The sequence below is a fragment of the Caulobacter sp. CCH9-E1 genome (assembly GCF_001556515.1).
Taxonomy (GTDB): Bacteria; Pseudomonadota; Alphaproteobacteria; order Caulobacterales; family Caulobacteraceae; genus Caulobacter.
Genome location: NZ_LSJA01000098.1, coordinates 1 through 24,751, shown reverse-complemented (window position 1 = coordinate 24,751; position 24,751 = coordinate 1). Strand labels below are relative to the sequence as shown.

22 protein-coding genes and 1 tRNA gene are annotated in these 24,751 nt (G+C 66.9%); 13 read left to right on the top strand and 10 right to left on the bottom strand.

Annotated elements, in window-relative coordinates; genetic code table 11:
* Positions 1 to 24: 24 nt before the first annotated feature.
* The 7 genes from AX690_RS05975 to AX690_RS05945 all read left to right on the top strand — a co-directional run bounded on the left by AX690_RS05975 (position 25) and on the right by AX690_RS05945 (position 10,120).
* Entirely contained in the window at positions 25 to 1,134 is a 1,110-nt protein-coding gene (locus tag AX690_RS05975) for a glycoside hydrolase family 105 protein (protein ID WP_066685310.1), read from the top strand.
* 93 nt (positions 1,135 to 1,227) lie between these two features.
* Positions 1,228 to 2,799 (top strand): MFS transporter, encoded by a 1,572-nt coding sequence (locus tag AX690_RS05970; protein WP_066685312.1) that lies wholly within the window; start codon positions 1,228 to 1,230, stop codon positions 2,797 to 2,799.
* A 207-nt stretch (positions 2,800 to 3,006) separates the two neighbouring features.
* A complete protein-coding gene (locus AX690_RS05965) occupies positions 3,007 to 3,954 on the top strand; it encodes a UDP-glucuronic acid decarboxylase family protein (protein ID WP_066685313.1) in 948 nt (315 codons plus the stop codon).
* 47 nt (positions 3,955 to 4,001) lie between these two features.
* Positions 4,002 to 5,999 carry a TonB-dependent receptor gene (locus AX690_RS05960; RefSeq protein ID WP_066685314.1) on the top strand — a complete coding sequence of 666 codons (1,998 nt, stop codon included), beginning with the start codon at positions 4,002 to 4,004 and terminating at the stop codon, positions 5,997 to 5,999.
* A gap of 86 nt (positions 6,000 to 6,085) precedes the next feature.
* Positions 6,086 to 8,509, top strand: coding sequence for a M1 family metallopeptidase (locus AX690_RS05955; protein ID WP_066685316.1), 2,424 nt, complete (start codon positions 6,086 to 6,088; stop codon positions 8,507 to 8,509).
* Positions 8,506 to 9,024, top strand: coding sequence for a DUF6702 family protein (locus AX690_RS05950; RefSeq protein ID WP_066685319.1), 519 nt, complete (start codon positions 8,506 to 8,508; stop codon positions 9,022 to 9,024). The genes AX690_RS05955 and AX690_RS05950 overlap by 4 nt, the downstream gene beginning before the upstream one ends.
* Positions 9,025 to 9,673: 649 nt before the next feature.
* Positions 9,674 to 10,120 (top strand): hypothetical protein, encoded by a 447-nt coding sequence (locus AX690_RS05945; protein WP_156449583.1) that lies wholly within the window; start codon positions 9,674 to 9,676, stop codon positions 10,118 to 10,120.
* Positions 10,121 to 10,201: 81 nt separating this feature from the next.
* On the opposite strand, the gene AX690_RS23590 is transcribed toward AX690_RS05945, so the two are convergent.
* Positions 10,202 to 10,393 (bottom strand): hypothetical protein, encoded by a 192-nt coding sequence (locus AX690_RS23590; RefSeq protein ID WP_066685322.1) that lies wholly within the window; start codon positions 10,391 to 10,393, stop codon positions 10,202 to 10,204.
* 240 nt (positions 10,394 to 10,633) lie between these two features.
* Positions 10,634 to 10,724: transfer RNA gene (locus AX690_RS05935), tRNA-Ser, on the bottom strand.
* Between the two features lie 330 nt (positions 10,725 to 11,054).
* Here AX690_RS05935 and AX690_RS05930 point away from each other — a divergent pair.
* A complete protein-coding gene (locus AX690_RS05930) occupies positions 11,055 to 12,371 on the top strand; it encodes an exopolysaccharide biosynthesis polyprenyl glycosylphosphotransferase (RefSeq protein WP_369798177.1) in 1,317 nt (438 codons plus the stop codon).
* Positions 12,372 to 12,554: 183 nt separating this feature from the next.
* Here the strand turns inward: AX690_RS05930 and AX690_RS05925 are convergent, their stop codons facing one another.
* Together AX690_RS05925 and AX690_RS05920 are read right to left on the bottom strand one after the other, a co-directional pair.
* The gene (locus AX690_RS05925; RefSeq protein ID WP_066685325.1) at positions 12,555 to 12,833 is read right to left on the bottom strand and encodes a sel1 repeat family protein; all 279 of its coding nucleotides are present in this window, start codon (positions 12,831 to 12,833) and stop codon (positions 12,555 to 12,557) included.
* A gap of 172 nt (positions 12,834 to 13,005) precedes the next feature.
* Positions 13,006 to 13,731 carry a glutathione S-transferase N-terminal domain-containing protein gene (locus tag AX690_RS05920; protein WP_066685326.1) on the bottom strand — a complete coding sequence of 242 codons (726 nt, stop codon included), beginning with the start codon at positions 13,729 to 13,731 and terminating at the stop codon, positions 13,006 to 13,008.
* Between the two features lie 187 nt (positions 13,732 to 13,918).
* On the opposite strand from AX690_RS05920, the gene AX690_RS05915 reads away from it, so the two are divergent.
* On the top strand, positions 13,919 to 14,386 hold the full coding sequence (locus tag AX690_RS05915) for an RcnB family protein (protein ID WP_082769527.1): 468 nt from the start codon (positions 13,919 to 13,921) through the stop codon (positions 14,384 to 14,386).
* A gap of 191 nt (positions 14,387 to 14,577) precedes the next feature.
* Positions 14,578 to 14,961: a hypothetical protein gene (locus AX690_RS05910; protein ID WP_066685330.1), complete on the top strand. Its 384-nt coding sequence runs from the start codon at positions 14,578 to 14,580 to the stop codon at positions 14,959 to 14,961.
* Positions 14,962 to 15,038: 77 nt separating this feature from the next.
* Here AX690_RS05910 and gatB read toward each other — a convergent pair whose 3' ends face one another.
* Positions 15,039 to 16,535: an Asp-tRNA(Asn)/Glu-tRNA(Gln) amidotransferase subunit GatB gene (gene gatB / locus AX690_RS05905; protein WP_066685332.1), complete on the bottom strand. Its 1,497-nt coding sequence runs from the start codon at positions 16,533 to 16,535 to the stop codon at positions 15,039 to 15,041.
* A gap of 240 nt (positions 16,536 to 16,775) precedes the next feature.
* On the opposite strand from gatB, the gene AX690_RS05900 reads away from it, so the two are divergent.
* On the top strand, positions 16,776 to 17,390 hold the full coding sequence (locus AX690_RS05900; RefSeq protein ID WP_066685334.1) for a hypothetical protein: 615 nt from the start codon (positions 16,776 to 16,778) through the stop codon (positions 17,388 to 17,390).
* Between the two features lie 59 nt (positions 17,391 to 17,449).
* Here AX690_RS05900 and gatA read toward each other — a convergent pair whose 3' ends face one another.
* Positions 17,450 to 18,922, bottom strand: coding sequence for an Asp-tRNA(Asn)/Glu-tRNA(Gln) amidotransferase subunit GatA (gatA, locus tag AX690_RS05895; protein ID WP_066685340.1), 1,473 nt, complete (start codon positions 18,920 to 18,922; stop codon positions 17,450 to 17,452).
* A complete protein-coding gene (gene gatC, locus AX690_RS05890; RefSeq protein ID WP_066685342.1) occupies positions 18,922 to 19,209 on the bottom strand; it encodes an Asp-tRNA(Asn)/Glu-tRNA(Gln) amidotransferase subunit GatC in 288 nt (95 codons plus the stop codon). The genes gatA and gatC overlap by 1 nt, the downstream gene beginning before the upstream one ends.
* An 82-nt stretch (positions 19,210 to 19,291) precedes the next feature.
* On the opposite strand from gatC, the gene ruvX reads away from it, so the two are divergent.
* Entirely contained in the window at positions 19,292 to 19,762 is a 471-nt protein-coding gene (gene ruvX / locus AX690_RS05885; protein ID WP_066685345.1) for a Holliday junction resolvase RuvX, read from the top strand.
* Between the two features lie 127 nt (positions 19,763 to 19,889).
* Here ruvX and AX690_RS05880 read toward each other — a convergent pair whose 3' ends face one another.
* From AX690_RS05880 to AX690_RS05870, 3 genes are all read right to left on the bottom strand, one after another.
* The gene (locus AX690_RS05880) at positions 19,890 to 21,482 is read right to left on the bottom strand and encodes a fatty acid--CoA ligase (protein WP_066680622.1); all 1,593 of its coding nucleotides are present in this window, start codon (positions 21,480 to 21,482) and stop codon (positions 19,890 to 19,892) included.
* Between the two features lie 106 nt (positions 21,483 to 21,588).
* Complete coding sequence (locus AX690_RS05875; RefSeq protein WP_066680620.1) at positions 21,589 to 22,425, bottom strand: copper resistance protein B; 837 nt, start codon at positions 22,423 to 22,425, stop codon at positions 21,589 to 21,591.
* Positions 22,425 to 24,110, bottom strand: a complete 1,686-nt coding sequence (locus AX690_RS05870) for a copper resistance system multicopper oxidase (RefSeq protein ID WP_156449582.1) — start codon at positions 24,108 to 24,110, stop codon at positions 22,425 to 22,427. The genes AX690_RS05875 and AX690_RS05870 overlap by 1 nt, the downstream gene beginning before the upstream one ends.
* Positions 24,111 to 24,155: 45 nt before the next feature.
* Between AX690_RS05870 and ybaK the strand changes: the two genes are divergently transcribed.
* Positions 24,156 to 24,632: a Cys-tRNA(Pro) deacylase gene (ybaK, locus tag AX690_RS05865; protein ID WP_066680624.1), complete on the top strand. Its 477-nt coding sequence runs from the start codon at positions 24,156 to 24,158 to the stop codon at positions 24,630 to 24,632.
* The last annotated feature ends 119 nt before the right edge of the window (positions 24,633 to 24,751 follow it).

Below are 24,751 nucleotides of genomic sequence, written 5' to 3'. Positions count from 1 at the left end.
CGCCGACTGCTACTGGAGACACCCGTGCCCAATCTCGCCCACGGCCTCGAGGCCAAGGACATCAAGGCCAAGATCGCCGCCCTGATCAGCAACCTGGTCGACATCACCGACGAGACCGGCGAGTTCCTGCTGCGCCTCGACGACGGCCGGGTGATCGACACCAAGGGCTGGAACGACTGGGAATGGACCCATGGCGTCGGGCTCTACGGACTGTGGAAGCAGTACGAGATGCACGGCGACGAACGCGCCTTCGACATCATGACCCAGTGGTTCGCCGACCGCTTCGAGGCCGGCACGCCGACCAAGAACATCAACACGGTCTCGCCGTTCCTGACCCTGGCCTACCTCTACGAGGCCACCGGCGACCACACCTACATCCCCTATCTCGAGACCTGGGCCGACTACGTCATGTACGAGGGTCCGCGCACCGAGGAAGGCGGCTTCCAGCACATCGTCTTCAACAGCGAGAACCCGCAGCAGCTGTGGGACGACACGCTGATGATGAGCGTGCTGCCGCTGGCCAAGATCGGCCTCTTGCTCGACCGCCCCGACTTCGTCGAGGAGGCCAAGCGCCAGTTCATGGTCCACATCAAGTACCTGGCCGACCGCAAGACCGGCCTGTGGTTCCACGGCTGGACGTTCCTGGGCCGCCACAACTTCGCCGACGCCCTTTGGGCGCGCGGGAACTGCTGGGTGACGATCGCCATCCCCGAGTTCATCGAGCTCTTGGACCTGAAGCCGGGCGATGGCCTGCGCGCCTTCCTGATCGACGCGCTGGAAGCCCAGATCAAGGCGCTGACGCAGTTCCAGGACGAGGAGACGGGCCTGTGGCACACGATCATCAACGACAAGACCTCGTACCTGGAAGCCTCGGCCACCGCCGGCTTCGCCTACGGCATCCTCAAGGCCGTGCGTAAGCGCTACATCGGCAAGGAATACGAGGCCGTCGCCATCCGCGCGATCAAGGGCGTGCTGGCCAATATCGACGACAAGGGCGAGCTGCAGCAGGTGTCGTTCGGCACCCCGGTGTTCGACACGATCCAGGGCTACAAGGACATCCCGCTGACCTCGATGCCCTACGGCCAGTCGCTGGCCATGCTGGCGCTGGGCGAGTTCCAGCGCGCCTTCATCTAGGGCCCACAGGCCTTTGTATCGATTACCGGTCCGGCCCTTCGCGGTCGGACCGGATGGGGCGGCAAGACCCCTTTAGCCGGGAACGGAACGCACATGGCCAGCTCGGACGCGCGCAAACCCACATGGGTCAACTATTGGGGCTGGGGTTCGGGCGACATGCTCGGCGCTGGCGCCCAAGCGGTGATCACCGGCTGGCTGGCCTATTTCTTCATCACCTTCTGCGGGCTGTCGCCGGTCGAGACCGGCTTGATCCTGGGCCTGCCGCGCCTCTTGGAAGCGATCACCTGTCCGCTGATCGGCTACATCTCCGACAACCTGCGTCACACCTGGGTGGGGCGAAAGATCGGGCGGCGGAAGATCTTCCTGATCCTGACCATCCCGCTGCTGCCGGCCTTCGCCCTGATCTTCGTGACGGGCCAGACCTTCGCCTACTACCTGACGACCTTCATCTTCTTCGAGTTCGTCTACACGATGTTCCTGATCCCGTGGGAGACCCTCGCGGCGGAGATGACCAAGGACTACAAGGAGAAGGCCAAGTTCGCCGGCGCGCGGATGCTGGTCGCCCAGAGCTCGGCGATCCTGGCCTCGTACCTGCCGACCCTGATCATCAACCACTTCGGCGGTAAGGACTCGCCCAACACCTTCCTGATCATGGCCGCCATCTTCGGCGTGCTGTTCAGCCTGGTCGTGACCCTGGTGATCCTGCTCTCGTGGGAGCGGCCCTACACCGAGGACGAAAAGCTGATCCAGCCCGAACCGATGGACTGGGGCAAGGCGGCGATGATCCCGGTCAACATGTTCCGCGACCTGTTCTCGACCCTGAAGATCAAGGCCTTCCGCCAGCACCTGTCGCTCTATCTGGGCGGCTATATCAGCCAGGACATCTTCAACACCGCCTTCCCGCTGTTCGTGGCGACGGTGATGGTCGGCTCGACCCTGATCATCTCGCAGCTGATGACCACCATGTATGTGGCCCAGCTGATCTCGGTGATGATCGCCATCCGCGTCATCATCCGCACCGGGCCGGTGGTCGCCTATCGCATGGCCATCACCAGCGTCGGCGCGGCCCTGCTGCTGTTCCTGGCCTTCTACCTGATCCGCCCGGCGGGCTTCGCCGACGGCGTCGCGGCGCTGAACGGCGACATCTTCAACCTGGCCTCGAGCCCGGCGGTGCTGTTCTGGCTGTTCGTTCCGATCATCCTGGCGGGGCTAGGCCGCGGCACGCTGAACTTCGTGCCGTGGGGCGTCTACAACTACCTGCCCGACGTCGACGAGGCGGTCACGGGCCAGCGCCGCGAGGGTATCTTCGCCGGCGTCATGACCCTGACCCGCAAGGTCGCCCAGTCCGGCGCCATCCTGCTGACCACCAGCCTGATCGGCCTGGGCGGCTTCGTCTCCGCGCCCAAGGGCCAGCCGCTCGCCCAGCAGACGCCGGAAGCCATCCAGGCGCTTGTCCTCGTGATGGTCGGCGGGCCGCTGCTGGTGATGATCGCCGGCATGCTCATCTCCTGGCGCTTCCACCTGAACGCCCGCACGCACGAGGTGCTGGTCCACGAGGTCGAGCGTCTGCGCGCCGGCGCGACCGAAGCGGAGACGCCAGAGTCAAAGCAGATCGTCGAGGACCTCACCGGCTGGAAGTGGGAGCGGCTCTGGGGCCGCGGCTAGCAACGGCTGCGCTGACAGGGTCGGCGTCCCTCGTTGTCGAGGCCAACATGCTTGTGTCCGGCGCGGCGCATCAGCGCCGCCCGTCACCGAGCCGACATGACAAACGTCACCTTGCCGCGGTCGCGCGCGAAACCCGACCTTGGAGAGGCGACCAGCGGCGCGTTACAACCGAAGTCGATGTGAGTCCCTGGGGAGGCCGATCGCGCCATGCATACGCAGAGAATTCTCGTGACGGGCGGCGCGGGCTTCGTCGGATCGCACCTGTGCGACCGGCTGCTCGAGAGCGGCGCCGAGGTGCTCTGCGTGGACAACTACTACACGGGCTCGCGCCTGAACGTGGCGCAGAACCTGTCGAATCCCCGCTTCGAACTGCTGCGTCACGACGTGACCATGCCGCTCTATGTCGAGGTCGATCAAATCTACAATCTGGCCTGCCCGGCCAGCCCGGTGCACTACCAGTTCGACCCGGTGCAGACGACCAAGACCAGCGTCCACGGCGCGATCAACATGCTGGGCCTGGCCAAGCGGGTGAAGGCCAAGATCCTGCAGGCCTCGACCTCCGAAGTGTACGGCGACCCGAGCATCCACCCGCAGGTCGAGAGCTACTGGGGCAACGTCAATCCGATCGGCATCCGCTCTTGCTACGACGAGGGCAAGCGCTGCGCCGAGACTCTGTTCTTCGACTATTGGCGCCAACACAGGCTGCGCATCAAGGTCGCGCGGATCTTCAACACCTATGGCCCCCGCATGCACCCGAACGACGGGCGCGTGGTGTCGAACTTCATCGTCCAGGCCCTGAAGGGCGAGGACATCACCCTCTATGGCGATGGAAACCAGACCCGATCGTTCTGCTACGTGGATGACCTGGTCGATGGCCTGATCCGGCTGATGAACACGAGCGACGACGTCACCGGCCCCATCAACCTGGGCAATCCCGTCGAGTTCACGATGAAGCAGTTGGCCGAGCTCGTGCTCGAGCTGACGGGAAGCCCCTCGCAGATCGTCCATCGTCCCCTGCCCTCGGACGACCCTCGCCAGCGTCAGCCGGACATCACGCTGGCCAAGCAGCACCTGGACTGGACGCCGACGGCGCCGTTGAACGTGGGCCTGATGAAGACCATCGAGTATTTCGACAGCCTGCTGAAGGCGGCATGACGCGGCTAAGCCTTGCCGCGATCGAGGCTCGACAGTAACAGCCAGTCATGGCGCGTAACATTTCCCTGCTGGCCCTGATGCTGGCCACATCCCTCCCGGCTTTCGCTCAGTCGCAGGAGGTCGAGGCCATCTCGGTCTGGGGGCGACGCGCCAACGATCTGGGCCGCGCGACCTCGGCCAGCGAGGGCCGCATCGCCTATGCCGACTTCGCCGTCCGCCCCCTGCTGCGCCCTGGCGAGCTGATCGAGGCGGTGCCGGGCCTCGCCGCGACCCAGCACTCCGGCGCGGGCAAGGCCAACCAGTATTTCCTGCGCGGCTTCAATCTGGACCACGGCACGGACCTGGCCGCCTCGCTGGACGGCGTTCCGCTGAACCTGCCGTCGCACGGCCACGGCCAGGGCTATCTGGACCTGAACCTGCTGACGCCGGAATTCGTCCACGACATCAGTTTCAAGAAGGGACCCTATTCGGCCGAGAACGGCGACTTCGCCACGGCCGGCGCGGTCGCCTTCGAGACCGCCGACCACCTGCACGGCGATGGCCTGCAGGCCTGGGTGGGCGAGAATGACTATTATCGCGCGGTCGGCTCCAAGGCGCTGACCGACAACGTCCTGATCGCCGCCGACCTCTCGACCGCGCGCGGCGCCTGGACCAATCCCGAGGACCTTCGCAAGATCAATCTGCTGGGCCGAGCGCTCGCGGGCGGCTGGTCGATCACCGCCCTCGCCTACGACGCCAAGTGGAACGCCACCGACCAGATCCCGCGCCGGGCGGTCGAGGCCGGCGTTCTGGATCGTCTGGACGCCGTCGACACGACCGATGGCGGGAACACCTCGCGCTACATCGTCTCGGCTCGCCGCCGCGACCTGCTGCGCGGCCTCGACGCCGTGGTCTACGTGCAGCGCTACACGCTCGATCTCTATTCGAACTTCACCTACTTCCTCGACGATCCGGTCAATGGCGACCAGTTCGAGCAGGTCGATCGTCGCTGGGTCTATGGCGGCTCGCTGATCAAGCGCTGGAGCCTGGGAGACGCCTGGAGCGCCCGCACGGGCGTCTCCGCGCGCGTGGACGACATCGGCAAGGTCGGCCTCTACCGCACCACCGCTCGCGCCCGGCGCGCGACAGTCCGGCAAGACGCCCTGACCGAATGGTCGACGGCGTTCTGGGGCGAGGCCTCCCGTCGCTTTGGCAAGCTGGACGCCACCTTCGGCCTGCGCGCCGACGCGATGGGCGCCGAGGTCGACGCCGGCGATCCGCGTAACGCCGGAACGGTCAGCGACCTGCAGGTCAGTCCGAAACTGGCCCTGGCTTGGCGGGTCTCCAAGACCTTCGAGCTCTATGCCGACGCCGGGCGCGGCTTCCATTCCAACGACGCGCGCGGCGCGGTGATCACGGTCGATCCAGTCACCGGCGATCCGGCCGAACGCGCGCCGCTGCTGTCGCCGACCGACGGCGCGGAGCTTGGATTGCGCTGGAAGCGCGGCGACCTGACCCTGACCGCCGCGGCCTGGGCGCTGCGCGTGGATTCCGAGCTCGTCTATGTCGGCGACGCTGGGTTCACCGAAGCCAGCGGCGCGACCCGTCGGCGGGGCGTGGAACTGCTGGCCGATTGGCGGCCGACGTCGCGCCTGAGCCTGACGGGCTCCTACGCCGCCACCCACGCGCGGTTCGCGGACGATCCGCCGGAGGGCGACCGCATTCCCAACGCGGTGAGCTCGGTGCTGTCCGCCGGCGCCAACTGGACGCCGGTGAAGGGCTCCACCCTGTCGCTGACCTATCGCCGCCTGGGCGGCGCGCCGCTGGTCGAGGACAACTCAGTCCGTTCGCGCCCGACCAGCTTGGTCAACGCCCTGTTCGTCCAGGACCTGGGCCGCGCTAGCCTGATGGTCGAAGTGCTGAACCTGACCAACAGCAAGCGCGACGACATCGCCTATCTCTACGCCTCGCGGCTGCCCGGCGAGCCGGCGGCCGGGATCGAGGACGTGCATTTCCACCCCGTGGAACCGCGGGCTGTGCGCGCCGGGATCAAGATCAACTTCTGACGCCTCCAGACGGAAAAAAGGGATGATTTCCCCCACCGTCCTGGCCAAGGTGTCGCCGGGGTTCATCAGGGTTCTGAATTGAGGGGCTGAACTTGTCCAAGGGTTCCATTCGTTACGCCGTGGCCGGCGTCATCGCGGCCGCGCTCGCCGTTTCTGTCGCTCACGCCGACGCCATCAAGCAGACCAAGGCGCCGTTCGAGGACAAGTTCCGCCAGCTGGAGGGCGAGGACTGGCCGACTCCGACCGACTACCGCAACGCCTCGGGCGCGCCAGGCTATCGTTACTGGCAGCAGAAGGTCGACTACGACGTCGCGGTGCGTCTGAACGAAGACGCCAAGACCCTGACCGGTCGCGAGACGATCACCTATCGCAACAATTCGCCCGACAACCTGCCCTATCTGTGGCTGCTGCTGGACCAGGACTACAAGCGCGACTCGATCAGCAAGATGACCGAAACGGTCTCGGGCGAGTCGATGAGCCTTGGCCAAGTCCGGCGCATCCAACGCCTGAAGGAATGGGAAGGCGGCTTCACGATCAAGTCTGTGAAGGACGCCTCGGGCCGTCCTCTGAAGTTCACCGTCGTCGACACCCTGCTGCGCGTCGACCTGCCGGCCGCCGTGCGGGCTAATGGCGGCGAGACCAAGTTCACGATCGAATGGTCGCTGCCCATGGTCGAGAACAAGGTGATCGGCGGCCGCAGCGGCTACGAGTGCTTCACCGGCAAGGGCGAGGACGGCAACTGCATCTACGAGGGCGCGCAGTGGTTCCCGCGTCTGGCCGTCTATTCGGACTACGAGGGCTGGCACAACAAGGCCTTCCTCGGCTCGGGCGAGTTCACGCTCGAGTTCGGCGACTATCGCGTCGCCCTGACTGTGCCGTCGGACCACGTGGTGTCCGCCACCGGCGTGCTGCAGAACCCCGCCGCGGTGCTCTCGCAAGCCCAGCGTGATCGTCTGGCCAAGGCCCGCACCGCCAGCGAACCGGTCTATGTCGTGACGCCCGAGGAGGCGCTGGCCGCCGAGAAGGGCAAGGCCAAGACCGAGAAGACCTGGGTCTTCCAGGCCAGCAACGTCCGCGACTTCGGCTGGGCCAGCTCGCGCAAGTTCGTCTGGGACGCCCTGGGCGTGAAGCAGGCGGACGCCAAGGCCGAGCACCCGGTCGTGATGGCCATGTCCTTCTTCCCGAAGGAAGCCCGCCCCCTGTGGGACGCCTATTCGACCAAGTCGATCGCCCACACCCTGAAGGTCTATTCGGACTTCACCTTCGCCTATCCCTATCCGGTGGCCCAATCGGTCAACGGCCCGGTCGGCGGGATGGAATATCCGATGATCTCCTTCAACGGCCCGCGGCCGGTGAAGGACAAGAAGACCGGCGCCCTCACCTATACCGAGCGCGCCAAGTACGGCCTGATCGGCGTCGTGATCCACGAGGTGGGCCACAACTATTTCCCGATGATCGTCAATTCCGACGAGCGTCAATGGACCTGGATGGACGAGGGCCTGAACAGCTTCCTCGAGTTCCAGGCCGAAGTGCAGTGGGACAAGAAGTTCCCGTCGCGTCGCGGCGAGCCCAAGGACATCGTCGAGTACATGGTCAGCCAGGACCAGGTGCCGTTGATGACCCAGTCGGACTCGGTGATCCAGTTTGGTCCCAACGGCTACTCCAAGCCCGCGACGGCGCTGGTCATCCTGCGCGAGACGATCATGGGCCGCGAGCTCTTCGACCGCGCCTTCAAGGAATATTCGAACCGCTGGCGGTTCAAGCACCCCACGCCGTATGACTTCTTCCGCACCATGGAAGAGTCCTCGGGCATCGATCTCGACTGGTTCTGGCGCGGCTGGTTCTACTCGACCGATCACGTCGACATCGCTCTGGACAAGGTCGTCCAAGGGCGTCTCGACAGCGGCGATCCCGACGTCGAGGCCTCCGTTCGCAAGGCCGAGCGCGCCAAGGAGCCGGAATCGCGCACGGCCGCGAACAACAAGGCGCCGACGGTCGTCGAGCTCGATCCCAAGACGCGCGACTTCTACAATGCGAACGACGAGTTCGCGGTGTTCGACAGCGCCCGCAAGAAGGCCAAGTCGGCGCGCGAGGACCTGACGCCGGAAGAGCAGGCCGCCCAGGACTTCAAGGACAACCTCTATCGCTTCACCTTCCGCAACATCGGCGGCCTGGTGATGCCGGTGATCCTGAAGATGGACTTCGCCGACGGCTCCTCGGAGACGGTTCGCATCCCCGCGGAGATCTGGCGCAAGAACTCCAAGCAGGTCACCTGGCAGTACGTGTCGACGAAGCAGCTGAAGGGCGCGCAGATCGATTCTCTGTGGGAGACGGCCGACGCCGATCGCGGCAACAACGTCTACGAAGGCGCGATCGTCCCGACGACCATCAAGATCGCCAAGCCGCCGGAAGGCGCCAACCGCATGAAGGACGCCAATCTGAAGGTCGAACCCGACAGCCTGGCCACCCTGCCCAATGCGGAGCCCAAGAAGGACGAAGGCTCCAAGTGAACCGGCGCGCGGCCGTTCTGCTGGCGGTGGCGAGCCTCGTGCTCGCCCCGCTCCCGGCGGCCGCGCACCGCGGCCACGGCGCGCTCAGCGTCGTGGAGATCGATGGCAAGACGGGCGCCGTCACGGTCACCCATCGCATCCCGGCTCACGACGCGGAGCCGGCGCTGGCCGTGATCGCGCCCGACGCGCAGGCGAGCCTCGACGATCCGGACGCGATCGAGGCGCTGAAGACCTACATGGCCCAACGGTTCGCGGTGGCGGTGTCCGGCGCTCCGGTCCCGCTCGTTCTCAAGGACATGACGCTGGGCGCTGACGAAGTCCGCCTGGAATACGTCGGCAAAATCACCCCCGGCGACATTTCGGCGGAGATCACCGTACGCGCCGCCATGTTCGCGGACGTCTACGGCGATCAGGTCAACCAGGTGAACGTCCGCCGCCTGGGCGTCACCCGGACCCTGATCTTCAATGGGTCGGAGGCGGCCGCGCCTCAAACATTGGACGCGCTCGCGCCCTGAGCCCACATGACAAACGTCCCCTCCAGCGCGTGACCGCGGGCACTGCAACGCTTTGAGTCGTCCTGGCAGGTTCCTCGCAACAGAGGAGACCCTTCCATGACCCACGCCCCCGCCGCGCCGCCCTGCTGGCCGCCGCGGCCTGGTCGCTTTCAGCGCCAACGCCTACGCCCAGACGCCGGCCTCGACTCCGCCGCCCGCGAAAAAGGAACCGTCGGCTGAGGTGCGGGCGTGACCATCACCGCCCCGTCCAACCAGGACATCAAGACCTCGATCGACCGCCGCAGCTACAGCCTGGGCAAGGACATCCAGGCCCCTCGGCGACAAGCTGGTCATCCAGAAGGCCGCCCTGAAGGAGCGCCGAGCCATGGACCTCGACCTGCGAGCTGTCTTTGTCGGCATAACCTACGGCTTCGGCGGCCAGGCGCGGCCACCTCCCATCGTCCGCGCGAGCCGGCTTTCGACCTCCAGGCCAACCCGGGCGGCGTGGCCCGATGTAGAGCCAAGCGGCGGCTGGCGAACCTCGCCGGCCGCCAAGCGGGTCCCGAAACCGCGTAGGCTGCGACAACCTGCCCTATAGCCTTTGTCGCCCGGTCGGCCTTCTGCATGGGGCATGACAAGCTTAGCCGCAACACAAGCGCCCTCGCCCGCCGTGCTGGCGACCGAAGGGCGTTTGCCCGCGGCGGCCGCGGCGCGCGTGGCGATGGACTTCCTGCTCGATCACCTGATCGCCGGCCTCCAGGTCCATGACGGCGATCTGCTTTCGGTGCTCGTGCTGGCCGCGCTGAGCTCGGGCAACTGCGCCCACCTGCCGGCCGAGCAGTTCGCAACGCTGGACAAGGCGCCGCCGGACCGGGAGCGTCGCCCCCTTACGATCCGCCAGGTCGCCCAATCGCTAGGTCAGCCCTACGAGACCGTGCGACGCCGCTTCGTGGCGCTGGAGGCCAGCGGACAGATCGTCAGGCGCGGCCGCAACGGCTTCATCGTCCCGGAAACCGCCGACAACACCCCCGAGCGCCGGGACGCCGCGCGGCGCACGCACGCCAAGGTCCAGCGCATGATGAAGACGCTGCAGGCCTTCGAGCGACGCTCGGCGTGAAACGAAAACCGCCGCGGCCAGGGCCGCGGCGGCGTCGTGGAATGGAGGCCAGAGCTGGCCTTCGATCCGCTTGCAAGCAGCCTAGAACTCGTACCGCAGCGAGACCTGCATGTACCAGAGCGACAGGCCCGTGTTGCGGGTCTTGGTCACCGAGGTCGGGACGCTGGAGTAGCGATAGCGGAGGCACGCAGAGTCGCTGGCCGTCGCCAGGGCGTTGCCTTCCTTCAAGCAGTCGACCCGAGCCAGGGTGTTGATGTCGCCATATTCCGACACCAGGCCCCAGTCGCGGTTGATCAGGTTCAGCAGGTTGCGGACATCGACCTGGACCTTCAGCTTGTGGCCGTTGATCAGGTCGGCAGCTCCCGGCTGAACTGAGCGTCCAGGCGGTTCACCGGCGCGTTGGTGTTGGAGTTCTTCTTCACCAGCCCTGTCGGCAGGTTGAACTGCGTCACGTACTTCTTGAACAGCTCAACCGCGTGCGACGCGCATCGACCAAGCTGGACGGAAGTGTGATGGCGGAGACGGAGGGATTCGAACCCTCGATACCCTTTTGAGGTATGCCGCTTTAGCAAAGCGGTGCCTTCAGCCTCTCGGCCACGTCTCCTCCTGAGAGGGAGCGGTTCGATAGCCTGTTCGGTGCGACATGACAACGGCGTCAATGCCAAAAATGTGCGTGTTAACGTCGCACTTAGAAGCCTTCACTACATTGAACGATGTTTTCCGAACATCGGTCGCCATGCAGCCTATTCCAGAGCCCAATTCCACGCGCGTCTCGGCCTTCGCGTTCAACGCCTCGGGGGACGTCTTGGCCCGGGGCGGCCAAGAGGACTCTGCGCGCGGCGAAAGGCGGCGGCAGCCTTCGCTGCGCCCGGGGAAACTGCTGCCGTCGCGCTCGCGGATGGATGCGCGGTGGCTCGCACGGGCGTTTCGCGTCGTGGACGTCGCCAGCGCCGTGCTGATGGCCGCGCCCGTCACTCTGGGCCGAGATCTTCTGACGGGCGCGGCTTGGACGCTCGCGGTTCCCATCGCGATGCGGGTGTTCGGCGCCTACGCCTTTCCGCGCAGGCAGAGTCTGGCGCGCCATCTAAGCCACGTGGGCAAGGCTCTGACGGTTGCGGCGATTTCCGCCACCCTCGCCTCCTTGATCTTCAATCCCATGGACGCGCGCTCAGCGCTCCCCCTGCTGGCCGCCAGCGCCTTCCTAGTCGCTCTGCATGGGGTCTGGTGGAAGCTTATCGACCATGCGCGTCGCCAGGGCCTGCTGACACCGAATGTGGTGGTCGTCGGGGCCACGGCCAACGCTCAGCGCTTGATCGAGGCGGCGATGCGCACCGGCGAAGTGAATGTGCTGGGCCTGTTTGATGATCGCTTGCGTCGCGCGTCCGTGAACATCCTGGGCGTGCCGCTGCTGGGCGACACTGACGCCCTGCTCCAGCATCGGCTCACACCTTACATCGACCGGGTGGTCATCGCCATCACCGCCAGCGCCGAAACGCGCGTCCACGAACTGTCCGAGAAGCTGGGCGTCCTGCCCCATCCTCTGAATCTGTTCGTGGACGGTGGAACGCCCGACGAGGATGACGCGACCCTGGCGCGGATCGCGATGGGCGTAGAGCATTCGCTATCGGGCTGGCGCGATCTTCGCGGTCGCATCGTCGCCAAGAGAGCCATGGATCTGACCCTTGCGACGCTGGGCCTGGTCGCGGCGGGTCCGGTGATGCTGGCGACAGCGCTCGCCGTGAAGCTGGACAGTCCGGGCCCGGTCTTCTTCCGCCAGCGCCGTCACGGCTTCAACAACGAGGAATTCCTGGTCTGGAAGTTCCGTTCGATGCGCCACGAGGCGGCGGACGCGCAAGCCGCGCGCCAAATCCGCGCCGGCGACGATCGGGTGACGCGCGTCGGTCGCTTCATCCGCAAGACCAGCCTGGATGAGCTGCCTCAGCTCTTCAACGTTCTACGCGGCGAGATGTCGATCGTGGGTCCCCGCCCCCACGCGGTCGGGATGAAGACGGCTGGCGTCGAGTCCGCCAAGCTGGTCGCCGAATACGCCCATCGCCATCGCATGAAGCCCGGCCTCACGGGCTGGGCGGCGATCAAGGGCTCGCGCGGGCCCGTCGACACGCCCGAATGCGTGCGGCGCCGGGTTGCGCTGGACGTCGAATATATCGAGCGCCAGTCGTTCTGGCTGGACCTCTACATCATCCTGATGACCGCGCCGTGCCTGCTGGGCGACCGCTCGGCGGTGCGCTAGGCGGCGGATCGAGCCAGGCTGGACGCGCGAGGATGCGACCAGAAACGCCCCTGGTCACAGGCCGGGCTTAGAAGCGCCGGCCCTGCGAGGGGCGCGATCAAAAGCTAAGCGGCAGGCGGCCGCTGTATGCGGCGCCCGTTCAGGCGACTGCGGACAAGGAACAGGGAGCCCGGAGATCCGGGCTCAGCCGTGGGCGAGCCATTCGCGCGCCTGGCGCTGAGCCTCGGCGACGTCTTCGCTAGCCATCTCCTGCGCCAGCTCCTTGCGGTAGAGCTTGGCTTCGATCGAACCGCGCATGGCGGCCAGGTTGAACAGCATGTGGGCCGAGACATAGTCCAGCGGCGCGCCGCCTTGACCGGTCGAATACAGCAGGCCCATGCGGAACAGCTCGTCGCCGGTGGACTCGGCGGTCGGCAGCGGCAGGGTGGCGACGACGGCCGGCGGTTCGTTCATCAACATCATGGCTCATCTCCTTTCTTAGGCTCGCCACGGCGTTCTGCCGGATCAGAGCACGAATGGAGGAAAGTCCAGCGCGACTGAACATATAGTTAATCACGCTGACATGATGAATGCGGCGAAATGTATACTAGTCGCTCAGCCTTATTACTGACTGTAAACGATAGTATACGCCGCCTTAACGCGCGCGCTGTCCAAACAGCACCTTTCGCGCCTCTTCGGCCGCTTTTCCTGAGGCTTGTAGGCCTTGCGACCGCAGCTCCGCGCCCAGCTTGAAGCCTTTCTGGACGGCTTCCCGGGCGCCGACCCGCTCAAACCAGCTCCTCAAATTGGGGAACTCATCCAGGATAATGCCCTGGTTCCTCCAGGGAACGATCCAGGGCCAGACCATGAAGTCGGCGATGGACAGATCGCCGCAGATGAAATCGCGTCCCTCCAGTTGCTTGTTCAATACGCCATAGAGACGATGGGTCTCGTTGGTGTAGCGGACGACGCCGTAGGCGATCTGGCGCTGGTCGGCGATGATCGCCGGCGCGTACTGGCGGAAGTGGTGGGTTTGGCCGGCCATGGGACCAAGTCCCGCCATCTGCCACATCACCCACTGGTCGATCGCGACCCGATCCCGCTCGGTCGCGCCATAGAATTGGCCGGTCTTGCGCGCCAGGTACTGTAGGATCGCGCCGGACTCGAAGATCGAGATCGGCTGGCCGTCCGGCCCGTCAGGATCGACGATGGCCGGCATCCGGTTATTCGGGCTGATCGCCAGGAAGTCAGGCTTGAACTGCTCGCCCGTCCCGATGTTCACCGGGATCATCTCGTACGGCAGGCCCATCTCCTCCAGGGCGATCGAGACCTTCCAGCCATTGGGCGTCGGCCAGTAGTAGAGCGCGATCGGTCGGGTCATCGGTTTCCTCCGTCTCGTTGTCGGCGTCTCAAGACCATGGCGGCGCCGCGGCCGGCCGCCAAGACCTCCCCTTCGTCATAGCTGTCGGCCGCGTTCAGGCCAGGTTCAGTCGCCGGCCCCGATCATGCGGTCAAAGGTCGAGGGAACCTCTCGGCGGTTTCGGCCGTCGTCCATAGGAGAAGACGACATGAAACGTCTGCTGCTCACGATCGCCGCCGTCGCTTCGGTGGCCGGCCCGATGGCCCTGTCAGCGACGGACGCCAGCGCCCAGGACCGCGGTCGCTGGGACCATCGCGACCGTGAATGGGATCGTGATCGCGGCCGTTGGGACAACGGCCGTCATAACGGCTGGGATCGCCGCGATCGTTGGGACCACGGTCGCCACAATGGCTACTACTACAACAGCCGCTGGCACTACGGCCCGCCGCCGGTCGCCTATTACGGGCGCCCCGGTTATCGGCCGGGCTATGAGGCTTGGCGACGAGGCGCTTATCTTCCCTCGTACTATCGCGGCCGGGGTTATGTGGTGAACGACTACTATCGCTACCACCTGCGCCCGCCGCCCCGCGGTTACTATTGGTACCGCACGGGCAATGACTATGTGCTCGCGGCCATCGCCACGGGCCTGATCTTCGACGTCATCGCCAACCGCTAGACCTGCCGAGTCTTGGCGCCAAAGAGCGGCGTCCTGGGTTATGCCTCGGGACGCCGTTTTACGGCCACGCGCGCCGCAACCCTGCCGCGCATGGGGCGCAATGACCTGATTGTGAAGTCATTTCGACCGCATTGCCCCTTCAGCGTGAACGGTGCGTCACAACCCGACGCCGCCGAAACAGGTCCGAGACCATGAAAACCCCGCGCATCACCGCCGCCGCCGTTGCTCTGGCCGCCGCCGCCTTCGCCGGCTCGGCCATGGCGCAAGCCACCCTCCCCCAAACCTCGCCCGCCAACCCGTCGCCGATGACGTCGACGCCCGCGCCGACCAACGACCCCGCCGCCCAGACGGGAACCACGACCCAGACTTCTCCCGAGATGGCCGCTCCGGCCGACAGCGCCGGCGCTCCGACCTCGGCGACCGCGCCCATGACCGGCGACCAGTCCGCGATGACGGGCGAAAAGACGGCCAAGAAGGCCAAGAAGCACAAGGACCACCGTGGCGACACGACGGCCAATCCGAGCGATCCGTCGGCGGCTGGAACGACCGCGTCTCAGCCCACGACGCCGCGATAAGAAAAACCGTTCGTATCAACGAAGAAGGGCCCGCGGCTTTCGCCGCGGGCCCTCGTCATTTTGGAAGCCGCTGACGTCTATTCGACGCCGAGCTTCTTGCGCAGCAGTTCGTTGACGGTGGCGGGATTGGCCTTGCCGCCGGTGGCCTTCATCACCTGGCCGACGAACCAGCCCAGGGCCTGCGGCTTGTCCTTCACGGCCTCGGCCTTGTCCGGATTGCCGGCGATCAGGTCGTCGATGGCCTTCTCGATCGCGCCGGTGTCGTTGATCTGCACCAGGCCGCGCTTCTCGACGATCTCGGCGGGACGGCCCTCGCCGTTCCACATGTGCTCGAAGACCTCCTTGGCGATCTTCGACGAGATCGTCCCGTTCTCGATCAGCTCGACCAGCTGCGCGATGTCCGACGACGGCAGCGGCGAGTCGGTGAACGAGATCCCGGCCGCCGACAGCTTGGCCAGCAGCTCGTTGGTCACCCAGTTGGCGACCAGCTTGGCGTCGCGGCCTTTCGCGGCGGCCTCGAAATAGTCGGCGCGGTCGGCGTCGATGATCAGCACGCCGGCGTCATAGGCCGAGAGGCCATACTGGCTCTGCAGACGCGCCTTCTTGGCGTCCGGCAGTTCCGGCAGCGTCTGCTCGATCTCCTTCACCCAAGCCGGGTCCAGCACCAGCGGCAGCAGGTCGGGATCGGGGAAGTAGCGATAGTCGTGCGCCTCTTCCTTGCTGCGCATCGAACGGGTCTCGCCCTTGTTCGGGTCGAACAGGCGGGTTTCCTGGTCGATCTTGCCGCCGTCCTCCAGGATCTCGATCTGGCGACGGGCTTCGTACTCGATCGCCTGCTGGATGTAGCGGTAGCTGTTGACGTTCTTGATCTCGCAGCGCGTGCCCAGGTGCTTGAAGTCGCCGGTGGCGCGGAACTTCTCGTAGTCGCCGGGACGGCAGACCGAGACGTTCACGTCGGCGCGCAGGTTGCCCTTCTCCATGTCGCCGTCGCAGGTGCCGAGATAGACGAGGATCGTCCGCAGCTTCTTGACGTAGGCGGCCGCCTCTTCCGAGGTGCGCATGTCCGGCTTGGAGACGATCTCCATCAGCGCCGTGCCCGCGCGGTTCAGGTCGACATAGGTCGCGTTCGGATCCTGGTCGTGCAGCGACTTGCCGGCGTCCTGCTCCAGGTGCAGGCGCTCGATGCGCACGTCGAAGGTCGTGCCGTCGTCGCGTTCGACGCTGACCACACCCTCGCCGACGATCGGCTGGTCGAACTGGCTGATCTGATAGCCCTGCGGCAGATCCGGATAGAAGTAGTTCTTGCGGTCGAAGCGGCTCTTCAGATTGATCTGGGCCTTCAGGCCAAGGCCCGTCTTCACCGCTTGCTCGACGCAGAACTTGTTCAGCACCGGCAGCATGCCCGGCATGGCGGCGTCCACGAGGCTGACCTGCTCGTTCGGGCCCGCGCCGAAGCCGACGGCGGCGCCGCTGAAGAGCTTGGACTTGCTGGCGACCTGAGCGTGCACCTCGAGACCGAGGACCATTTCCCAGGGGCCGGTGCGGCCTTGGATCTGTTTGGATTCTTGCGTCATGGCCGTCTCTCTACATCAAGCGCCCTAGGCCGGAAAAGCTCTGGGACGCCGCTCTGGACATGTTCTCCAACCTAAAGACCCGCAAGACTTTGAAGGCGTTGGCGGTAAGCGGAAGCGTTCGTTTTCCCGCTTTCGAGAATAAGGCGAGAATCCGTCAAATCCGGCGCCATTGCGAGGCAAGGGAACCGTCGAGTTTTCGCATCGTTCATTTTCTCGAACAGCTCACCTACGGAGGTAGAAATGCCCACCGCTTACACTACCCGCCCCGCCCTGAACTTTGATTCTCCGGAACCCGCCGTCTCGACGGACGCGAATGCTTCGGCCCTGTTTCCCTCGCAGCCGATCTATGCTCGCACGCCGAAGAAGAAGGCGTCGAACAATCTGCCGCTTCTGATCGGCGTGCCCGTCGTGGCGGTCGCCGCCGGGGCCCTGACCTTGGGCTTGATGACCAACCGCTCAGAGGCGCCGACCGATCCGCAATCACTTCAGGTCGCCGCCGCCGAGAGCCCGGCGCCGCTGAAGGCCCCGCTTCCCCCGGAGGCGACGCCGTCGCCGATCCCGCAACCGACCGAGTTGGCCGCTAACGAGACGGCCGCGCCGGCCCCGGTCGCTCGCGCCGAGACGCCGCGCGCCGCCGCCCCGACTCGTCCGGCCGCTCGCCGCGCCGCGCCGGTCGAGACCGCCGCGCCTGACGCTTCGAGCGCCTCGAGCAACGTCAGCGCCACCGTCCCGGCCGCGCCGCCCACCGTCAGCGCCGCGCCGGCCCCGGCGATCGCTGAACCGGCCCCGCTGGTGGTTCCGACGCCGGCCGCTCCGCAGGCGGCGCCGGCGACCGAGCCGAGCAACCCGATGTAAGTCGGGTCCCACACCCCGGAACGAAGAAGGGCGGCTCCATCGGAGCCGCCCTTTTCAGATCACCACCACTTTTCGGCTTTCGCCGAAAAGTTAGCGGCCTTCTCGACCGCCCCGGCGACCGAGAACACCGTCGCCTCGTCCAGAGGCTTGCCGATGATCTGCAGGCCTAGCGGCAGGCCGTTGGAGTCGAGACCGGCCGGCAGACTGAGGCCCGGCAGACCCGCCAGGTTCGTCGTCACCGTGAAGACGTCGTTCAGGTACATGGCGATTGGATCGTTGCTGTTCTCGCCCAGGCCGAACGCCGCCGAAGGCGCGGTCGGGGTGAGGATCGCGTCGCACTTCGTCCAGGCGTTGTCGAAGTCCTCGGCGATGCGACGACGCACCTTCAGGGCCTTCAGGTAGTAGGCGTCGTAATAGCCGTGCGAGAGCACATAGGTGCCGATCAGAATGCGGCGCTTGACCTCGTCGCCGAAGCCCGCGGCCCGGGTGTTCTCGTAGATCTCGGTCAGGGTCGCGCCCTCTTCCCGCAGGCCGTAGCGCATGCCGTCATAGCGAGCGAGGTTCGAGGACGCCTCGGCCGGGGCCACGATGTAGTAGGCCGGCAGGGCGTACTTGGTGTGGGGCAGGCTGATGTCGACGATCTCGCAGCCGGCCTCCTTCAGCCAGGCGATGCCGTCCTGCCAGAGCTTCTCGATCTCGGCCGGCATGTTGTCGACGCGGTATTCCTTCGGAATGCCGATCTTCAGGCCCTTCACCGACTTGCCCACGAACTGGGTGAAGTCCGGCACGGGCACGTCGAGGCTGGTCGAGTCCTTGGGGTCGTGGCCCGACATCGAAGTCAGCAGCAGGGCCGCGTCCTCGACCGTCTTGGCGATCGGGCCGGCCTGGTCCAGCGAGCTGGCGAAGGCGACGACGCCCCAGCGCGAGCAGCGGCCGTAGGTCGGCTTGATGCCGACGGTGCCGGTGAAGGCGGCCGGCTGGCGGATCGAGCCGCCGGTGTCGGTGGCCGTGGCGCCCAGGCACAGGTCCGCCGCGACGGCCGCGGCCGAACCGCCGGACGAGCCGCCCGGCGTCAGGGCCTTGGTCGAGCCCTTCGCCCGCCAGGGATTGGTGACCGGGCCGAAGTAGGAGGTCTCGTTCGACGAGCCCATGGCGAACTGGTCGAGGTTCAGCTTGCCCAGCATGACCGCGCCGTCGCGCCACAGCTGGCTGGTCACGGTCGACTCGTAGGTCGGCACGAAGTTCTCAAGGATCTTCGAGCAGGCCGTGGTGCGCACGCCCTCGGTGCAGAAGAGATCCTTCACGCCCAACGGCGCCCCTTCCAGCGGACCGGCTTGGCCTTGCGCCCGGCGAGCGTCGGACTGGGCGGCCATGTCCAGGGCCTTTTCCGGCGTCTCCAGGATGTAGGCGTTCAGGCCGCGCGCGGCTTCGATCGCGTCAATGTGCGCCTTGGTCAGCTCGACCGAGGTGAATTCGCCCTTGGCCAGGCCATCGACGGCGGCCTTCAGGGTCAGGTTCGTCAGCGCGCTCATTATTCGACCACCTTCGGCACGACGAAGAAGTTGTTCACCGACTTCGGCGCGTTGGCGGTCACCTTGGCCGGATCGCCGCCCATGGTCACGACATCCTCGCGCATCGGCAGGCCGGCGGCCACAACGCTGGTCAGAGGCTCGCAACCGTCGGTGTCGACCTCGGCCAGCTGCTCGATCCAGGTCATGATGCCGTTGAGCTCTTGAGCCAAGGCCTCGATGCGCTCTTCGGGTTCGGCGATGCGGGCGAGCCGGGCGACCTTCCGCACCGTGGCGGCGTCAATGGCCATGGGGATCTCCTGAAATTCGAACGCGTCGGTTACTAGGCTGGAGACAAGGTTTCAAGCGGCGCGGCTGCTGATAAAGAGAGCCATGCCCGTTCTCGACATCGAAGACTTCGCCGCCGCCCTGCCCCAGTATGCGCCCGTGGTGGGCCTGGACCCCGGCGAGAAGACCATCGGCGTGGCCGTCTCGGACGTCACCCGCACCGTCGCCAGCCCCCTGGCCCTGATCGAAAAGACCAAGTTCAGCAAGGACGCCGAGGCCCTGTTCAAGCTTATGGACAGCCGCGGCGCGGTCGGGATCGTCATCGGCCTGCCGATGAACATGGACGGGACAGAGGGCGTGCGCTGCCAGAGCAACCGGGCGCTCGGCCGCAACCTGCTGCGCCTGAAGCCCGACCTGCCGATCACCTTCTGGGACGAGCGCCTGTCGACGGCGGCGGTGACGCGGGTGCTGATCGAGGAGCATGACGTGAACCGGAAGAGACGGGCCGAGGTCGTGGACAAGATGGCGGCCGGCTGGATCCTGCAGGGCGCGCTGGAGCGGCTTCGGGCTTTCTAGTTCCTCCCCCGCGATGCGGGGGAGGTGTCGCGGAGCGACGGAGGGGGCGAGCTGGAGGTCGGCCGAGATGGCCCCCTCCGGCCCTCTGGGCCACCTCCCCCGCATCGCGGGGGAGGATCTACCCCGCCTAGTTCACCTGCCGCTCGCGCCCTTCCCAATACGGCGCCCGCAGCTCTCGCCGCAGGATCTTGCCGGAAGCGTTCCGGGGCAGCGCCACCACGAAGTCCACGCTCTTGGGCGCCTTGAAGTGGGCGATGCGCGAGCGGGCGAAGGCGATGATGTCGGCGGGGTCGGGCGTGACGCCGGGCTTGGGCGCGACCACCGCCTTGACGGCCTCGCCCCACTTCTCGTCGGGCACGCCGATCACCGCCACCTCGGCCACGTGCGGATGGCCGTAGACGGCGCTCTCGACCTCGGCGGGATAGATGTTCTCGCCGCCCGAGATGATCATGTCCTTCACCCGGTCGTGGATGAAGAGATAGCCGTCCTCGTCCAGGTAGCCGGCGTCGCCGGTGCGCAGCCAGCCGTCGGCGTCGATCGTCTTGGCCGTGGCCTCGTCCAGCTTCCAGTAGCCGGCCATGGTCGAGCGCGACCGGATCGCCACCTCGCCCACGGTGTTCGGCGGCAGGCTGTTCCCCGCCTCGTCGACGACCTTCAGCTCGACGCCCGGCATCGGCAGGCCCGCCGCGCGCATGCGCTTGGCGCCGGCCGGATCGTGGTCCTCGGGCGGCAGGTAGACCACCGTGCCGGTTGTCTCGGTCATGCCGTACTGCTGGACAAAGCCGCAGCCGAACACCTCCATGCACTCGCGCAGCAGGTCCAGCGGGATCGGCGCGGCGCCGTAGAGGATGTGGGACAGGCGCGAATAGTCGACCTCGCGGGCTCTGGGCAGCCGCACCACGATCTGCAGCGCCGCCGGCACCATGAACATCTTCGAGACGCGGTCCTTCTCGATATAGTCCAGCACCTTGGTCGGATCGAACTCGCGCGCCACCACGCCCTTGGCGCCGTTCAGCAGGCCGACGAGCCCCCAGCCGGTGCCGCCGATGTGGGCCACGGGCATGGCCACCAGACTGACGTCCTGTGGTCCCCAGCGGTTCCACGGCAACTGCGTCGCCGCCGGCTCGCGCCGCATGGCCAGCAGGTTGTCGTGGGTCAGCATCGCGCCCTTCGGCCGGCCGGTCGTGCCCGAGGTGTAAAGCTGGATGGCGATGTCGGACGTGGCGATGGGCTTGTGCGGATCGGTGTCAGGCTGGGCGTCGCGCCAGGCCTCGAAGGTCTGGTTCTCGCCCGCGCCCTCCGGCTCCATGGCGATCACGACCGGGCGATGGGTCAGCTCGGCGGCGACCTCCTCGACGTGGCCGATCAATTCGGGACCGACGAAGACCAGCTTGGCGTCGCTGTCGGCGACGATGTAGGCGATCTCGGGCGCGGCCAGGCGCCAGCCGATCGGCGTGGTGACCACCCCGGCCTTGGCGGCCCCGATCAGCAGCTCGAAGTACCAGTCGCTGTTCTTGCCGACATAGGCGACGCGGTCGCCGGTCTCGAGGCCCGCCGCGATCAGGGCATGGGCGACCTGGTTCGTGTGCCGGTCGAAGTCGGCGAAGGTGGTGTCGCGCCCCTCGAAGCTGAAGGCGACGGCGTCGGGCCGCGCCTCGGCGTGATAGCGGGCGACGTCGCCCAAGGTCCGCATCCGCTCGAAGTCGATCGCGTCCGACATCCGTCCTGGCTCCCTCGTACGCCGGCTCTGCGTCCGGTCAAACGGATGTTGGGCCAGGCTTCCGCGCGCGGCAAGCCATCCATGACGATAGAGCGTCGCGAGCGCGTCAGCGCCAGGCTCTGACGCCGATCACCACCGCCGTGCTCCCGGCGCGCTCGCCCGCCATGACGGCCGGCCCGAAGACCCGCTCGCGCACGACGCCAACATAGGGCGCGAACTCCCGCGTGATCTCGTAGCGCAGACGCAGGCCGCCCTCGAGCCGCGCGGCGCCGGCCTCGGCGAGATCGCCCTCCAGCCTCGGCTGCAGGATCAGCTTCTGGGTCAGGCGCAGGTCGTAGGAGGCCTCGGCCCGGGCCGACACGTCGCCTTGGTCCGACAGATAGACCGCGCCCTGAACCTCGAACCAATACGGCGCCAGCCCCTCGAAGCCGAGCGTCGCATACGCTCGTCCCTTCGGCGCCAAGTCATAGCGGACGCCGGCCTGCAGGTCGAAATAGGGGCCAACCGGCCAGGCCTTCAGCGCCTCGGCCTCGCCGCGCTCCCAGCCTTCGCCGGCCTTGCGCTCGCCGCGCGCTTTCACGACCCAGCGCGAGGCGTCGCCGCCCCACCAGGCCTCGCCCTCGAAGGCCTGGCCGTCGGCGCCCTTCATGGCGCGATGCTCCAGCACGTCGGCGCGGACGGTCCAGGCGGTCCCGCCGCCGTGCTCCTTGGCCAGCTGGGCGCGCGCGGCGGCCATCACCGCCGGGCTGTAGAACCGTTCGGCGGCGTGATCGGTCGGGATGGGCGGAGGCTTGGCCTCCGCCGCCGGAGCGGCCGGCGCGGGCATGTGGTGGCCGGCGTGCGGGTCGGCCGGCGCCGGCATTTGATGTCCCGCGTGAGGATCGGCGGCCGGCGCGGCCTGGTGGTGCTCGTGCTGAGCGGCGGGGGGCAGATCGACCAGCATCACGCCGCCTCCCCGTCCATCGGGCGCACGGTGACCACCGCGAACATCCCCGCGTGCATGTGCAGCAGCATGTGGCAGTGGAAAGCCCAGTCGCCCGGCTCGTCGGCGGTCAGGTCGAAGGCGGCCTTGCTCCCCGGCGCGACATTGACCGTGTGCTTCAGCGGCTGCCGCGCCTGACCATTGACCAGCTCGAAGAAGTGGCCGTGCAGGTGGATCGGGTGGGACATCATGGTGTCGTTGACCAGCACCACCCGCACCCGCTCGCCGCGCGCGAAGGCGTAGGGCTTGCGGCCAGGCCCGTAGGGCTGGCCGTCGAACGCCCACATGAAGCGCTCCATGTTGCCGGTCAGGTGGATCTCGATCGTGCGTCCCGGCGGGCGCTTGTCGGCCGGCTCATGGAGATTGGCGAGGTCGGCATAGGTCAGGACCTTGTGGCCGACGTCCTCCAGCCCCTGGGGCGGCTCGGCCATGCGGTCCATCGGCATCGGCGAGATGCTCTGGACGCCGGGCGTCAGCGGCACGCTTGGGGCGTTGCTCTGGGACCGCATCGACATGTCCATGCCGGGCATGTCCATGCCGTGGGCCATGGCGCCCATGCCCATGTCCTTCATGGTCGCCAGCGGCCGCTTGCGCAGCGGCGGGACGGGGGCGGTCATGCCCAGGCGCGGCGCCAGGGTGGCGCGGCCCATTCCCGAGCGGTCCGAGGCCTCGGCGACCAGGGTGAAGGCCTTGTCCTCGGCGGGCCGGACGATGACGTCATAGGTCTCGGCCGGCGCGGTCTGGAATTCGTCGACGCGGACTGGGACCACCGGCTGACCGTCGACGGCCACGACCTCCAGGGCCAGCCCTGGGATCCGGACGTTGAAGGTGGTCATGGCGGCGGCGTTGATGATCCGCAGCCGCACCCGCTCGCCCGGCGAGAACAGGCCCGTCCAGTTGTCGCCCGGACCGTGACCGTTGACGAGGTAGGTGTAGGCCGAGCCGGTGACGTCCAGCACGTCGGTCGGGTCCATCCGCATCTTGGACCACTCGACCCGATCCCTCAGCGATTGGTCCTCGCCGCGCAGCAGGCCGGCCACGGTCTGCTTCTGACGGTTGAAGTACCCCGCCTGGGCCTTCAGCTTCCGGAACAGCTCGTGCGGATGCAGGAAACTCCAATCCGACAGCACCACGACGTGCTCGCGGTCATAGGCGATCGGATCCTCGCCGGCCGGGTCGATGATCATCGGCGCGTAGTGGCCGACCTGCTCCTGAAGACCCGAATGGCTGTGCCACCAGTAGGTGCCCGACTGCCGGACCGGAAAGTCGTAGGTGAAGGTCTCGCCGGGCTTGATCCCCGGGAAGCTGACGCCCGGCACGCCGTCCATCTGGAATGGAACGAGCAGGCCGTGCCAATGGATCGAGGTGTCCTCGTCGAGCGCGTTGGTCACGGCGATCCGAACGTTCTGGCCTTCTTTCAGGCGGATCAGCGGTCCCGGGATCGTGCCGTTGATCGCCACGCCGTGGCCCGCCCGTCCGTCGATGCGCGGCATGGCGTGACCGATGGTCAGCTTGATGTCCTCGCCGCTCAGCGCCGCCGGCGATCGCGCGCCCTCGGCGGCCCGCGCCCAGGCCGGAAGCAGTCCCAAGGCGCCCAGGCCAAGGGCGCCGCGCAGCAAGGTTCGTCGATCGAAAGCCGTCATCACCGTTCCGTATTCCACCGTCGGAAGCACTTGGGTATGACCGGGATCATGTCCAAGAGCACCCCCGCCACGATCGCACTGACCAAGGCCGGCGTCGCGTTCGACCTTCATACGTACGACTACGATCCTGGATCGGAGCGAGTCGGCCTGCAGGCCGCCGAAGCCCTGGGCGAGAACCCGCGCCGGGTGCTCAAGACGTTAGTCGTCATGCTGGACGGCAAGCCGGCCTGCGCCATCCTGCCCTCGGACAAGGAGGTCAGCATGAAGAAGCTGGCCGCGGCGCTGAGGGGCAAGTCGGCGGCCATGGCGCCCGTGCCCGACGCCGAGCGGATCACCGGCTACAAGGTCGGCGGCGTCAGCCCCTTCGGCCAGAAGAAGCGTCTGCCGACGGTGATGGAGCAAGCCGCCCTCGCCGAGCCCTATGTCTTCATCAATGGCGGCCAGCGGGGCTTGCAGGTGAAGCTCGCGCCGAGCGATGCGGTGAAGGCGCTGGGCGCGACGGCGGCGGCGATCGTGGCGGATTAGCGCTTCGCGCTAGGCGGGCTTGAAATCCCGCGCGGTTGTCGCCTATAAGCCGCGCCTCCTGGTCTGGCTGGGTAGCTCAGATGGTTAGAGCGGTGGATTCATAACCCACAGGTCGGCGG